Origin of the sequence: Haloterrigena turkmenica DSM 5511, from assembly GCF_000025325.1 — an archaeon.
In the GTDB taxonomy this organism is placed as follows: domain Archaea; phylum Halobacteriota; class Halobacteria; order Halobacteriales; family Natrialbaceae; genus Haloterrigena; species Haloterrigena turkmenica.
The window spans coordinates 1700634-1714966 of the sequence record NC_013743.1 but is presented as its reverse complement, the minus strand read 5'-3'; the positions used below and the strand labels follow the sequence as shown (position 1 = coordinate 1714966).

8 protein-coding genes, 1 tRNA gene and 1 pseudogene are annotated in these 14333 nt (G+C 66.1%); 2 read left to right on the top strand and 8 right to left on the bottom strand.

The window, feature by feature from the left end:
* Position 1: 1 nt before the first annotated feature.
* The 3 genes from HTUR_RS08085 to HTUR_RS08075 form a co-directional block, all read right to left on the bottom strand.
* Positions 2-3550 (bottom strand): molybdopterin-dependent oxidoreductase, encoded by a 3549-nt coding sequence (locus HTUR_RS08085; RefSeq protein WP_012942830.1) that lies wholly within the window; start codon positions 3548-3550, stop codon positions 2-4.
* 586 nt (positions 3551-4136) lie between these two features.
* Complete coding sequence (locus tag HTUR_RS08080; protein WP_012942828.1) at positions 4137-5432, bottom strand: P-loop NTPase; 1296 nt, start codon at positions 5430-5432, stop codon at positions 4137-4139.
* 475 nt (positions 5433-5907) lie between these two features.
* Entirely contained in the window at positions 5908-6573 is a 666-nt protein-coding gene (locus HTUR_RS08075; RefSeq protein ID WP_012942827.1) for an MBL fold metallo-hydrolase, read from the bottom strand.
* A gap of 452 nt (positions 6574-7025) precedes the next feature.
* On the opposite strand from HTUR_RS08075, the gene HTUR_RS08070 reads away from it, so the two are divergent.
* Entirely contained in the window at positions 7026-8426 is a 1401-nt protein-coding gene (locus HTUR_RS08070; protein WP_012942826.1) for a hypothetical protein, read from the top strand.
* A gap of 78 nt (positions 8427-8504) precedes the next feature.
* Here HTUR_RS08070 and HTUR_RS08065 read toward each other — a convergent pair.
* The 4 genes and pseudogenes from HTUR_RS08065 to HTUR_RS08050 form a co-directional block, all read right to left on the bottom strand.
* Positions 8505-9496 (bottom strand): annotated as a pseudogene (locus tag HTUR_RS08065) (alpha/beta hydrolase).
* A 44-nt stretch (positions 9497-9540) separates the two neighbouring features.
* Complete coding sequence (locus HTUR_RS08060) at positions 9541-10437, bottom strand: ABC transporter permease (protein WP_012942825.1); 897 nt, start codon at positions 10435-10437, stop codon at positions 9541-9543.
* Positions 10434-11405 carry an ABC transporter ATP-binding protein gene (locus HTUR_RS08055; RefSeq protein ID WP_012942824.1) on the bottom strand — a complete coding sequence of 324 codons (972 nt, stop codon included), beginning with the start codon at positions 11403-11405 and terminating at the stop codon, positions 10434-10436. The genes HTUR_RS08060 and HTUR_RS08055 overlap by 4 nt, the downstream gene beginning before the upstream one ends.
* 222 nt (positions 11406-11627) lie before the next feature.
* Positions 11628-11701 (bottom strand) — tRNA-Lys (locus tag HTUR_RS08050).
* A 167-nt stretch (positions 11702-11868) separates the two neighbouring features.
* Here HTUR_RS08050 and HTUR_RS08045 point away from each other — a divergent pair.
* Positions 11869-13323: a DHH family phosphoesterase gene (locus HTUR_RS08045; protein ID WP_012942823.1), complete on the top strand. Its 1455-nt coding sequence runs from the start codon at positions 11869-11871 to the stop codon at positions 13321-13323.
* Positions 13324-13945: 622 nt separating this feature from the next.
* Here the strand turns inward: HTUR_RS08045 and HTUR_RS08040 are convergent.
* Positions 13946-14239 carry a PRC-barrel domain-containing protein gene (locus HTUR_RS08040; RefSeq protein WP_049941657.1) on the bottom strand — a complete coding sequence of 98 codons (294 nt, stop codon included), beginning with the start codon at positions 14237-14239 and terminating at the stop codon, positions 13946-13948.
* Positions 14240-14333: the final 94 nt, after the last annotated feature.

The following is a 14333-nucleotide window of genomic DNA, read 5'->3' as shown; positions in this document are numbered from 1 at the left end:
CTCAGTCTGATTCGCTCGTGAAACCGCCCTCTAGGTACTGTTTCATCCGGTCGTTCTCCTGGGTCGGACGGACGCCCTCTCCGACTGGTCGCCAGTCACCATCGGGCTCGCCGTCCTCGTTCACGCCGCCGTCTTCGGCCTTCTCGATCTTGACGAACGACTCCTTGGGCGCGCCGTTGGCGGCGTGGACGTCGGGCTCGAAGCCGACGTCGACGTTCTGTCCGAACATGCCCTTTCGGGGCAGCGTATCGGTCAGCCAGGTCCGTCGCAGCCACGTCGAGGTCATCGACTGGTGACCGCCGCTGCGGTACATCGACACGTAGTTCGTGTCCTCGGACTGGGCCTTCCCGTCCTCGCGTTCCTCCTGGGCCTCGTAGGACTTGTGGGAGGTCTGGCTGACGTTCATCCAGCTCCGCGTGACCCCTCGCGGGATGCTCGGCTGGTAGCGGACTCGCATCATCGCCCGCGTGTACTCAGTCTTCTCGTCGTCGGGGTCGTAGCCCGGGTACGGACGGTCCGAGGGGTCGGCGTCGACCCACACGTAATCGCCGTCCTGGAGCCCCTCCTCGCGGGCGTCCTCGGGGTTCATCTCGACGTAGCCCTCGCCGACGAACGGTTTGCGCTGGTCGAAGGAGTCGCGCTCCGTCTCCCGGCCCATGTCGCCGAAGTTGCTCCACCAGACGGCCATGTCCTTCAGGTCGGCGCCGAAGGTGTGGGTCCCGTGGCGGTACTTCGGCGTCATGTAGACGTAGTCGTAGCCGTCGTCGACATCGGTCAGGGGATGGGTCGTGTCGACCAGTTCCGACGGCGACCGGATCTCATTGCGGACCTGTCGGTCGTTGGTGTCGCGGGCCTTCGCCTCGCTGTCCCAGCCGCGGTCGCCGGGGGTCTCGGGCGCGATCACCGGACTGTCGCTGTCGTCGACGATGACGTTCGGCTCGTAGGGCGTCGCGTCCATCGGCTCCCGGTGGAGGGGGATGTGCTCGCCGGCCTCGGCGAACTCCTCCTCCTCGCGGAAGAACTCGAGGCGCCCGGTCTTCGTGTACCAGGGCTGGGAGTCCTGGGTCTGCTCGTTGCCGACGTGCTTGGGGTAGGTCCGGGTCATGATGATCGCCGGTGTCCCCTCGCGGGCGTCTTCCAGCAGGTTCTCGACGTCGTACCCTTTGACGGCGTTGGAGTGATCGAAGATGCGCTGGATGTAGGGTTTGGCCTGGTACTCCTCCTCGTCGATGAACGCCCAGTAGTCCTCGAAGCGACTGTCGCCGGTGAGTTCGGCGAGCTTCTCGGCGACGCCCTTGTAGTGTTGAGTGTCGTTGAGCGTGTTGTAGATCCGGTCGATCTCCGTCTCCGGCATCGTCGTGATGAAGGGGTTCGTGACGGAGGCGGTGATGTCGTGGACGTGGTGTTCGGCCCACGAGTCCGCCGGGAAGACGATGTCGGAGTACTCGCAGGTCATCGACCACCACCACTCGTTGGTGAAGAAGGCCTCGATGTCGCCGGTGCGCAGGGCCTTCTCGATGATCTTGTAGGTCCCCTTCGCGTTGCCGAGGATGGAGTTCGACCCCGACACCCAGATCGACTTCGTGGGCGTGTGCATGTGCGAGTCGCCCTGGAAGTACTCGCCGTCGACCTTCAGCGGCTTGTCGAGGTTCGTGTAGAAGTGCGCCGAGTGGGCGTCCCAGCGCTTCTCGGTGGTGGCCGGCTCCTCGGGATCGAGTTCGACGTCGAACGGATCCTCGTTGGCGTACTGGCCGACGCCGTTGAAGTACGCCATCCGGTAGTTCCCGGAGTAGGAACCGACGTTCCCCGTCTGGTAGCCGACGTTCCGCGTCAGCGACGCCAGCAGGAACACCGCACGGCCGTGCTGGTCGGCGTTCGCGTAGTGGTTCGGCCCCATCCCGGTCAGCAGCATCGTGCTCTGCTGGTTGTCCGCGAAGTCCTGGGCCAGGTTCTCGATCGCCTGCGGATCGGTCCCCGTGACTTCGGCGGTCGACTCGAGGTCCCAGGTGCCGACGAGGTGTTCCTTGATCAGGTCGAACACCGTCCGCACTTCGACGGTCTCGCCGTCGGCGAGCTCGATCTCGAACTCGCCCTCGATCGTCGCGGGAACGTCGAAGTCGTCGCCGATGTCGTCGCGCGTGACCGGCTCGAACTCGCCGCTCTCGGCGTTGTGGACGACGAAGTCGCCCCACTCGCGGCGGAGCTCCTCCGTGATGACCTGATCGTCGATGTTCGTCACGTCGACGCCGGGGCGGTCCGCGTCGTCGGCGACGGCGTCGGTCTTCTCTAAGTCCGCGGGCTCGTAGTCCGCGGAGAGGTCGCTGGCGCGGAGCAGTTCGTTGTCGTCCATGCGGACCAGCAGCGGGAGGTCCGTGAACTGCCGGACGTACTCCTCGTCGTAGAGCTCTTCCTCGATGAGTACGCGCGCAGCGCCGAGGAACAGCGCCGTGTCCGACGCCGGCCGGACCGTGATGAGTTCGTCGCACTTCGAGGCCGTCGCGTTGTAGTCGGTGAAGATCCCGGTGACCTTCGACCCCTTCAGTTTGGCCTCGGTCAGCCAGTGACAGTCGGCCATCTTCGAGGTCAGGTAGTTGATCCCGTCGAGCACGATGTGGTCCGCGTACTCGATGCTCGCGAGGTCGAAGTCGACCGTCTGCTGACCGGTGACCATCGTGTGGCCCGGCGGCAGGTCGGTGTGGAACGAGTAGTTGTCCAGCCCCATCGCGCCCAGGGCTTCGTCCTCGCTAACGTCGCGGACGTAGTTGTCCAGCAACGCCATCGAGTTGGCGTTTCGGTACTGGCCGAACAGCTTGATGACGCCGAGCAGCGGCATCCCGCCGCGGAACTTCATCGTCCGGACGCCGGCGCCCTGCGTCTCCTCGACGACGCGCTCGTCGTAGCCCTGATCGAGCAGCGACTGGATCCCGCTCTCGCCGCTGTACTGGTCGGCGAGCTCGAGGAAGGTGCGGGCGGCGTACTCGTGGGCTTCCTCGTGGGAGACCTCGACGAAGTCGTCCTCTCCGCGCCGGGCATATTCCTCGGGCATCGAGCCGTCGGAATCGCGCGGGAAGCCGTCGTCGACCCACTGCTTGAAGCCCTGACGGATCATCGGGGCCTTGACGCGCCGTTCGTTGTAGAAGCGCTCGACCATCGCCAGCCCCTTGTTACAGACGCGGGGGTCCCACCGCTGGGAGGCCTGGTTGCCGTCGAGGTCGGTCGCCTCGCCGTAGTTCATCGAGGGACCGAGGCGCGTGATCTGGCCGTTCTTGATCGTGGCCTCGAGGTAGCAGTTGTGGGTGTCGTTGGGCGTACACGTGAGCATGTAGGAGTCGTCGGGCTCCCAGATGTCGCGGTACTTCTGGTCCCACTCCTCGTTTGGGTACTCCTCGAGGGGGTTCATCGGTCCCTCGCCGTCCTCGTCGGCGGTTTCCTCGCCGGTCAGCCGCCGGTAGCCGAGGAAACCGAGGCCGGACGCGCCGGCGATACCCGCCGCCGCGGCGCCGAGTTCCCGACGGGTCAGCTCGAGCCCGTCGGGTTCCTCGTCACTCATCGTACCACCCCGCACGCGTGGTGCGCGGATCGTCACCAGCTGAACCCCTCAGTGAGCGGTTCGGATAGCGCGGATCGTCCGTGGGTCGTCCGTATGCCATCACGGTCGATACTCACGCAGCCACTCATTAACCAGATCCGCCCGTTCCCACGCGTTGGGGACGCTGCGGCCGAAATCCTCTGAATAGTGGGTCTTTAAAACGGGGTCGGCGGAGGCCGAAGTACCGCTCGAGTCGACGAGAAAATTGCGGGAAAACCGATGGCAGTGTCCTCGCCCCGAACGTCCCGCAGCGTCCTCGCCTCGAGGAGTATTTCGACGGAACGCGGTTCGTCCGCGAGGGATCGCCGACGGTAGTTCGACGGGTCGGTCCGGTCGCCGATCGCGTTCGGACGGAGAAAAACCTATTTCTCGATGTGTCAAAAACAAAACTATGTCCTCCACAACCGCCGGCGGAGACGACGGCTCGGACGACGACCGATCGTGGCTCGACCGTCTCATCGATCTCCTCTGGATCCTCCCGTGGCCGTGAGACGGTCTCACACCGGCGCCGTTCGCTCGCGCCTCCTGGGTCGGTCGCCGGCCGCCCTCAGGTCGCCGGCTCGACCGCCGACCGACCCGCCGCCTCGAGTTCGACCAGCCAGCCGTCGTAGCCCAGATCGTCGACATCGGTCCGCTCGAGCGAGCGGCCGTCGCGCGCGAGGCTCTCGTCGACGACGTCGACGAGGTCGTCGGGATCGCCCCGCAACACCACCGACACCGGCTCCTCGTCGGCCACGCCGAACTCGGTGACTACCTGCCGCTGGCAGCTCTCGGGCGGGAGCCCGCGCAGGTCGACCGCGTCCTCGGGGACCGCCGGTCCGCCCTCCGTCTCTATGAACTCGAGGACGGTCTCGCGGAGCGAATCGATCGCGCGTTCGCCGGCGCTCGAGGGGTCGGCGAAGGAGCGCGCGGTCGGCTCGCGCAGCGCCGGATCGAACGGGACGGGGTCGATCTCGGCGTAGGCCGCCTCGGCGACGTCCTCGGCGAGCGCGTCGCCGTCGAAGGGGGTCGACTCGCCCTCGGCCGCGCCGACCATGTTGGGCACGACGCCGATCGACGGCACGTCGTTGGCCGAGTACAGCGCCGCGGTCCGTCGGGTCGCCCGTACGCACTCGTCGGTCGGCGTGGAGACCAGCAGACCGCCGTCCAGCGGCGCCTGCTGGACGATCGTGTAGACGGCGTCGCCGATCCCCGGCGGCAGGTCGACGAGCAGCACGTCCCGGTCGTCCCAGGCGGCGTTGCCCAGCAGGTCCTTGACGACGTCGTGGACCATCGCCCCGCGCCACGCGACCGGCCCGTCCTCGGCGATCAGTTCGATGCTGACGACCTGAATGCCGTCGTCGGTTTCGACGGGCATCGGCTTCCCCGTCGGCGACGTCGCGACCGGCCCGTCGGCCTCGAGGAGGTCCGGCGCGTCGGGCGCGTAGACGTTCGCGTCGAAGACGCCGACGTCGAGGCCGTCCTCGGCGAGCGCCCGCGCGAGCGCGGCGGTGATCGTCGTCTTGCCGACGCCGCCCTTCGCGCTGCCGACGGCGATGATCGAGTCGACGCCCGACACCGGCAACCCGGTCTCGGGCACGTCGGAGCCGGCGGCCTCGACCCGGACGTGGATGACGCCGTCGGTCGCCAGCCCGGCGCCCCGAAGCTGGTCGGTCAACCGGTCGGCCAGTACGCGACCGACCGGTTCGAAGTCGACGGTGAAGGTGACGATCCCGTCCGCGACGTCGACGTCCTCGATCAACTGCTCGCCGATCGGATCGCCGCCCATGATCTCGACCTCACGGACCCGATCGACGACCGCTCGTCTGATCTCCTCGTCCGTCCGCGGTGTCTCGTCGGTCATATCCGTTCGTACACGGCGGACCGGTATTTCACCCGTCGAGAGTTCCCACGGGGTGGGAAGAGCGGCTCGAGAGCGCCGATCCAGTGGTGGTGGCGCGCGCTTACGGCGCGTCTGAGCACAGCGAAGACGCGGCGGGAAGCCGTGCGAGGTCTTCGCGAGTCGCACGAGCGAATGGCTTGAAAGACGTGAAGCGTCTTCCAGTGGTGAACGAGCGACCAGCGGGAGCGAGTGAATCGGCTGGGGAGGGAGTGGCGATTCCCGGTTGCCACGATAGCAGAACACTTCGGTTTCCCTTCGATCCGTCGAGTCCGCCGTTCGGTACGTCCACACATCTCACAGCGGACATCGATACTCGATGCCGACTGTAAGTCCGTTCGGAAGGTCTCCGACAGCGTCGACGAACCCGAGAGACGACGAACCGGACGAGCCCGTGGGTCCGCGGATCGCTCGCGGACGACCGGCACTGCACCCCCGATCAAAACAGGTCGACGCGAATTCCGTCGGCCTCGAGGTCGGCGGCGAAGGCGTCGGCGTCGGTTTCGATCGGGTCGAAGGTGTCGTAGTGTTCGGGCAGCACGAGGTCGGCCTCGACGCTCCGGGCGAAGTCGGCGGCCTCGCGGCGGTCCATCGTGAAGTGGCCGCCGATCGGCGGGACGAACACGTCCGCGGTGATCGACTCGTGGTGCGGGAGGAAGTCCGTGTCCGACGGAATGAAGACGGTCGTCTCCTCGAGGTCCAGCAGGAGGCCGATCACCTCGCCCTCGGCGTGGAACGGCTCGCCGTCCTCGTCGACGTGCTCCCCGTCGGGATCGTTGTACGCGGGCACCGTCTCGACGTCGATCCCGTCGACGGTCACCTCGCCCTCGAGGGGCAGATCGATCACGTCGGACGCGAGGTCGCTCGTGTCGATCGCCTCGTAGGCGGCGACGGTGACCGCGGGCCCCGCGACCGCGTCGATCGCTTCGGGATCGTAGTGGTCGAAGTCGTCGTGCGTGACGAAGACGATATCGCCGTCGCCGGGTTCCCCCTCGAGTTGCTCGCCCCACGGATCGACGTAGATGACCGTTCCGTCAGCAGTCTCGATGCGCTTGCTCGCGTGGCCCAGCCGCTCGAACGTGATTTCCTCGTATGTCGTGGACATGGCCGCTCGAACGTACGGGAACGGCGGGCTTATAGCTCGGTGCCGTCGTCGCGCCGATCGCGACGCCGTACTATTACTCATCCGCTACGACCGCGGGAGCGCCGACCGACGGTCTCGGTGGACATCCGACGCAACCGCCTCGAGACCGTACTCTTCGAGCCAGTGCAACTGTTGTGCACGTCGCCGACATCTTGGCGATTCGCTTAGTTTGCCGCTAAGTCTCGCCGATCGGCGCGTTAAAACGCCATTGAACGGGTGCTCCGTCGTCGAACCGCTTCCGAGAGTCGGTCGGCTGCTGCGACCGTTTCGGATCCATTACTCAGCCTATATGTAAGACCGATTGTAGACGACGGAGAGCCGTGACTTCAGACGATTCACGAAGTCGGGGGATCGGTCGAAGAACGTACCTGAGTAGTTGTCTCGCCGGGCTCGGGGCGCTTTCGGTCGCGGGAGTGGCGTCAGCGCACCCGCTCGAGGAGCACTACGGGACCGTCATCGACGTGGCCGAAGCGGGGGCGGATACCGAAGGGAACGAGTCCGTCACGCCTGTTCTGCAGGAGCTCGTCGACGACGACACGCTCCTGAAGTTCCCCGAGGGCCGGTACTACATGGACGAACAGCTGCGGTTCACGGACTTCGAGAACGTCGGTTTCGTCGGCTACGACGCGACGCTGGTCCCGGCCGACTACCACGAGTTCGACGGGCCGCAGTATCGCCTGTTCCGGCTGGGAACCAATGATCGGCCCGGCCGGGACCTCCGGTTCGAGGGCTTCGACGTCGACCAGACCGCCGACGAGACGGGGATTCGAGTCATCAGCGCCGAGGTCGAGGACGGCCTCTCCGTGCGGCGAATCACGATCCACGGCGTCCACGACAGCGGGACGTGGGGGCCGGGACTGTTCAACGTCCTCGACCCCGACGGCGAGGGGCACGTCTATTCCTTCCGCGCGTCGGACGGCGGCCTCCACGCCGACGATACCCCCAACGAGGGGAATATGTGGCGCGGCCCGACCGGCATCGTCGTCAACCAACCCCACCGCGGCACGCTCGTCTTCGAGAACTGCAGTCTCGGCGGCTTCCCGGACAACGGACTCTACGCGTCCAACGAAACCGGACGGGTCGGCATCGAGCGGGGCTGGTTCGAGAACAGCGCCACCGCGTCGATCCGCCTCGCCGGAACGACCGGCGTGATCAGGAACGCGGTCGCCGTCGTCAACGAGAACCCCCACGACGCGAAGGGGCAGCACGCGATCCGACTCGACGGCGGCGAGCAGGAGCTCGAGGGCGTCACCGTCGACACGCCGCAGCCGAACGGCGACGCGATACGAATCATGAACGACGTCGAGAACACCGTGATCTCCGACTCGGAGATCAAGGTCGGCTACCGGCCGAGCGCCGGAATTCGAGTCGATCCCGCCGCCGGACCGGTGACAATCGAGAATACCGATATCGAGATCCACGGCAGCGCCAACGCAATCCGTCTGATCGGCGGAGACGGCACCGGTGCCGACGTCGAGAACGTCCGTATCACCGGCGACGCGAGCGGAACCCGGAACCGCCACGCGATCTACTGCGAGCGCGACGGGTGTCGGTTCGTCGGCCTCTCGGTCGATCAACCGGGAGACGACAAGCGACGCGGACTCGAACTCCGCGGTGAGGACTACCTCGTCGCCGACAGCGAGTTCGAGACGACGAAGACGCCCATCGTCGTCAACGGCGGGAGCGGCGTGCAGATCGAGGACTGTTACAGCCACTCGCTCGAGGACGGCAACTCCCTCCGCATCACGAGCGATTCCGGGTCCGTGTCACTCGCGAACAACGACTTCCCGGACGGCGTGCGCGACGACCGGTAACGAACCGGTCGGTTCGCTCGTTGTGGGCGGTTCCTCGCCGGCGCAAGTCGACCGCACTTCGACCGTGCAATCGTGCGGTCAGTCGCCCCCAAGTGCGTCGGCGAGATCGTCAGCGACGGCCGCGATCGCGTCGCGAGCGCGGTCGACGTCGCGGAGGGTCATGAAGCCGTGTGGCATGTCCGTATAATTCTCGTAGCGCGTGGGGACGCCGTCGCGGACGAGCTGTTCGGCGTAGGCCTTCCCGCCGTCGCGAAGCGGATCGAAGCCGGCGGTGACGATCGTCGCCGGGGCGACTCCGGAGACGTCGCAGGTGTTCGTCGGATCGGCGTATGGGTTTCGCCTGTGGATCTCGGTCCGGTAGTAGCACTCGTTGAACCACTCCATGTCGTCCTCGTTGAGGACGATGCCGGCGTGCTCCTTGACGGACGGCTGGTCCGCGTCGATACCGACGGCCGGGTAGAGAAGCGTCTGATAGTCGATCTCGGGGCTGTCGCGCTCGGCAACCATGAGCGCGGCGACGGCGGCGAGCGTCCCGCCGGCGGAATCGCCCGCGACCGCGACCTGCCCGTCCCCGGCGACTGCGTCGGGATGTGCGGCGGCCCACTCGACGGCGGCGACGGCGTCTTCGACCGCCGCGGGGAAGGGGTGTTCGGGGGCGAGACGGTAGTCGACCGAAAGGACGGCGCAGCCGCTCTCTCGAGTCAGGTGTCGGCAGAGCCAGTCGTGCGTCTCGATACTCCCCAGCACGAATCCGCCCTCCTCAGAAATCGAAGAGTTCTGATGGACCGCACGAGAGCTCCGCTCTCGTGGACGCCGTGGAAGAAGACGATCGTCGGGTACGGTCCGGACGCGGCCGGGAGGTAGAGGCGGGCGTCGAGATCGCCCGCAGGACCGGGGATCGTTCGGTCGATCGTTCGCCCGACATTCGGACCGTTTCGGTTCCGGAGCCGCATCATCGGGCCGGTGAGAAGCCGGAGGAGTTTCAGACCGTAGCGATTGTGCGGCAAGGGGAGTCGCCCCTGACGCTCGAGGGCCGCCTTCGCCTGTGGATCGAGCCCGTCAGCGTTCATATCCGAGCGTCCGACGAACCGGACTAAGCCGTTTCGATCGTCGGTCACTCGAGGTCCGCCGCGTCGAACCGCCGGTAGCCGATCGCCAGGGGAACCGCGATCCAGCCGACGAATACCAGCGCGGCGGTCCACGGCCGGAGGTAGACGGGCAGATCGCCGTCGACGCGCGATTCGACGCGGAGGTCCGCCGCGCCGGCCTCGGCGAACGACACGTCCTCGAGGCCCAGCTGGACCATCGGCCAGACGTAGTTGCCCGTCACCTGATCGACGGCGAACCGGTAGGCCTCGAGGGGGTTCGCCTGGTAGAGCGCGAAGTACCACGCCTCTACCTCGAGGCCCGGACGGGCGCCGGCGACGAGGTAGTAGATCCCGACGGCGACGGCCTCCCACATCACCAGCAGGAGGATGAAGACGCCGACGGCCCACGCGAGGGCGGTTCCCCGGGAGGACGTGGCTGCGGAAATACCGACGGCGAGCGCCGTGAACGTCACGCCGAGTCCGATCGTCAGTCCGGTGACCTGCGCGAGTTCCACGGCCGAGAATTCGTCGGCCAGCGGCACGCCGAGAGCGGTCACCACGAGGAATCCGACCAGGATCGTCGCCGCGACGACGACGCTGCGTCCGACGACCTTGCCGGTGACCACGTCCGCCCGCGAGAACGGATAACTCAGGAGGACGCGCAGGCTCCCGGACCGACGCTCTCCGACGATCGCCATGTAGCCCGCGATCAGCGCGATCAGGGGGATAAAGAAGATCACGAACTGCCCCATCACGGCCAACAGGTCGCTCATCGAGGCCTCGTCCGTATTACCGGAGACGTAGCCGACGAGCAGGAAGAACGCGAGGAGGCCGACGAAACCGCCGGTGATCGCCCACAGCAGCTTCGACCGGACGACGTCCTCGAAGTCCTTGCGCGCGACGTCCCGCCACGTGACGGTCATCCCAGCACCCCCGAGAGGCGGCCGCGGCTATCGTCGGCTGCGGTCTCTTCCTCGCGGACGATATCCACCTCGTCGTCGGTGTAGGCCGCGAACACGTCCTCGAGGGCGACCGACGACGCGTCGACGTCGAGCACTTCGACGCCCGCGTCGAGGAGCCGCCCGATGGCGCGGGCCTTCGCGCGCGGATCCGCACAGGTCACCACGAGCCGGCCGTCCTCGTACTCGGCGTCAGCGATCCCGTCGATCGCCGAGAGGTCCGCACCGGGCTCGTCGGCGAGGCGGAGGTACAGCTCCGAGCGCGCCCCGATGGCCTCCCGGAGCCCGTCGACGGTGTCGACCGTGATGAGTTCGCCGTCGTTGAGGATCGCGACGCGGTCGCAGACGGCCTCGACCTGTCCGAGGTCGTGACTCGAGAAGAAGACGGTCGTCCCCGACGCCGCTTCCGCGCGGACGAGTTCGCGCATGGTCCGGATGCCGTTGGGGTCGAGCCCGGCCGAAGGTTCGTCGAGCACGAGCAGGTCCGGATCGCCGGCCAGCGCCATCGCGAGCGCGAGACGCTGTTTCATCCCCGTTGAGTACTCGTCGACGCTCCGGTCGGCGTCCGCGACCGACAGCCCGACGCGCTCGAGCAGTTCTTTGGGGGTCTCCTTTCCGTCGGCCCACTCGAGGGCGAGCTCGAGGTGGCGCCGGCCGGTCAGCCGCCCGTAGAGGTCGATCCCCTCCGCGAGGACGCCGGTCCGGGCGCGGATCGCCTCGGTCTCGGTTCGCGTGTCCATCCCCAATACGGACGCGCTGCCGGCGGTCGGGCGCATAAAGTCGAGCAGCAGGTTGATCGTCGTCGACTTCCCCGCGCCGTTCGGGCCGAGAAAGCCGAACACCTCACCCCGCTCGACGGCGAGATCGAGCCCCTCGAGGGCGATCTCGTCGCCGAAGCGCTTGGTCAGACCATCCACTTGTATGGCTGACATGTGTCGAACTGTTCACTCGAGGACTCTTAAATGAGGGGTCCACTACTCAATATAATTGACAGTAGCGCTGCGTATTCAAGGCGAGTTAGGAACTGGGACGGTGCAGGCCGGGCGCGATTTGAACTACGCCCAGAAATGCTCGCTCCGCTGCGCCTTTCTGGTCTACTTCAAATCGCTTCGGGTCCGTTACCTGTCGCTCACGGATTTGCTCGCGGCGAGAAGCGGGCCGGGCGCGATTTGAACACGCGACCGTCTGATTAAGAGTCAGACGCTCTGCCGGACTGAGCTACCGGCCCTGTACCTACGACTTTTCGTCGGCCGTTAAAATACGTTTCCTTTGGATTGCGTCGTGGTACGGACGGACACACACCACGACACCGTCCTCGAGTCCGCTCTCTCCCGGGACTACGCAGAATAAGGATCTTCGGGAGCGTTAAGTGTGGTCGCTCCGACCACAGATGTAATGAGTACGGGGGTTACGATCTCGTCGATCTCTGACTACGCGATTCTCGGCTGTGGAAGCGTCGGTTACGCGGTCGCGGAGGAACTCGTCGAGCAGGGGAAGGACGTCCTCATCGTCGACCGCGACGAGAGCCGCGTCGAATCGCTGCGCGACCAGGACTTAGACGCCCGCACCGCCGACATTCGCGAGCCAGAAGCCGCCGACCTCGTCGCCGACCGGGACGTCGTCCTCATCCTCGCCTCGGACGTCGAATCGAACAAACGCGCCGTCGAACACATCCGCGCGGTCGACGACACCCAGTTCGTCGTCGCCCGCGCGAGCGACCCCGTCTCCGGGGACGAACTCGAGGAACTCGGCGCCGACATCGTCATCAACCCCTCCTCGGTGATCGCCGAGTCCGCCCTGCGCGCCCTCGAGTCGGGCGAACTCGAGTACAACGCGGGGAAACTCGCCCAGCTGTTAGAGGAGACCTCGACGCGGCTGGCGATCGTCACCCAGGACAGCCCCGATCCGGACTCGATCGCGTCGGCGGCGGCCCTGCAGGCGATCGCGAGCCACCTCGGCATCGAGTCGGACATCATCTACCTGGGCGACGTCGGCCACCAGGAGAACCGAGCGTTCGTCAACCTGCTGGGGATCGATCTGGTCCAGTGGGACGAGATCGAGGACCACGCGGTCTACGACACCGTCGCGCTGGTCGACCACGGGACCGCCGGCGAGATGAATCTGCCCGTCGACGTCGTCATCGACCACCACGAGCCGGAGGCGGAGTTCGAACCCAAGTTCGTCGACATCCGCCCGAACATGTCCTCGACGTCGACGATCATGACGAAGTACATCCAGGAGTTCGACATGAACGTCTCCGAGGAGGTTGCGACGGCGCTCCTCTACGGCATCCGCGCCGAAACCCTGGATTTCAAACGCGATACGACCCCCGCCGACCTCACCGCAGCCGCCTATCTCTACCCGTTCGCGAACCACGATACCTTAGAGCAGGTGGAGTCGCCGTCGATGTCCCCCGAAACGCTCGACGTCCTCGCGGAGGCGATCACCAACCGCGACGTTCAGGGGAGCCACCTCGTCTCCAACGCCGGCTTCGTCCGCGACCGCGAGGCCCTGACCCAGGCCGCCAGCCACCTGCTGAACCTCGAGGGCGTCACCACCACCGCCGTCTTCGGCATCGCCGACGAGACCATCTTCCTCGCCGGTCGATCAAAGGACATCCGCATCAACATCGGGAAGGTCTTGGAGGACGCCTACGGCGAAATGGGCGAGACGGCCGGCCACTCGACCCAGGCCAGCGCGGAGATCCCGCTCGGCATCTTCACCGGGATCGAGATCTCCGACGACACCCGCGACACGCTGCTCGAGTTGACCGAGGAGGCGGTCAAACGGACGCTGTTCGACGCGATGGGCGTCGAGGGCAGCAGCAGCGAGGGGTCGAACGGGAGCTGACGATCGGCTCTCTCGAGTTCGAGCGGGTGTGTTTCGGGTTCCTATAGAGTTGGACAGATCGTTCAGTACAGCAACCTCTTTTGCCGGGGTTGAGGCGAGCGTCTCTGACGCTCGCCGATGCCCTCGGCAAAACCCGTTGATGCCAAAAGGCCGCCTCCGCGGGGTTTCACCCCGCTCCGGCGGGTAACCGCTCGCTTCGCTCGCGGATGGTGGATCCGTCCGCAATGTTCCACTCGCAGGTGCATGGACCGGTGTTGTTGAAGAGAGTAGTACTGAAAAGAAGTGCACTACTATCGTGGCAACGGGGAGTGCCACGACCTCCCCAACCGATTGCTGCTCACGGCGGCTTTGCCGCCGTCTGTTCACGGGCGAGAAGCGTTCGTTCACATGGTCGGCGAGACCGGCGGTCTCGCACTACTCACAACGACCTCGCGCGGTTTCATCGATCGCCCCTCGCTATCACTCGACGATCGACAGCGCGCGCCACCGCACACCGGCTGCTCGTCTCGAGTGACACGCAGGGACGGCGAGTCGACGTCGCGAAAACGACCGCGAACCGAGAGACAAATCGCTCAGCGGACGGGAACTGCGGAAGCGGAGACGAACCGCGTGCCAATCGAACCTACGCGATCAGCTCTTCTTCTTCCTCGTCGGGCTGGCGGACGCGTTCGACGACGTCGTTGATCAGGATCACGTCACCGACGGCGCGGACCCAGCGGTAGGGAACGATGACGCCCTGCCCGCTGCGGGTGGCATCGGTGAACAGTTCGGAGTTGAGGTTGCCGAGCGCGAGTCCGGTGATGGCCTGTCCGTCGACGTTCAGCCGCAGGTCTTCGACTTCGCCGACGAAAACGCCGTTGTTCGAATAGACCTCGCGTCCAACGAGGGAAGTGATTTCCTGGGGAGTGTCGTCCATGTCTGGCCTCATGCAGGGCGGACTCTTAATTCTTGGTCAGACGTTCCGCTGTCGAGACCCTGCACGAAATCGAGAGCTGGTTTCGACCACGATA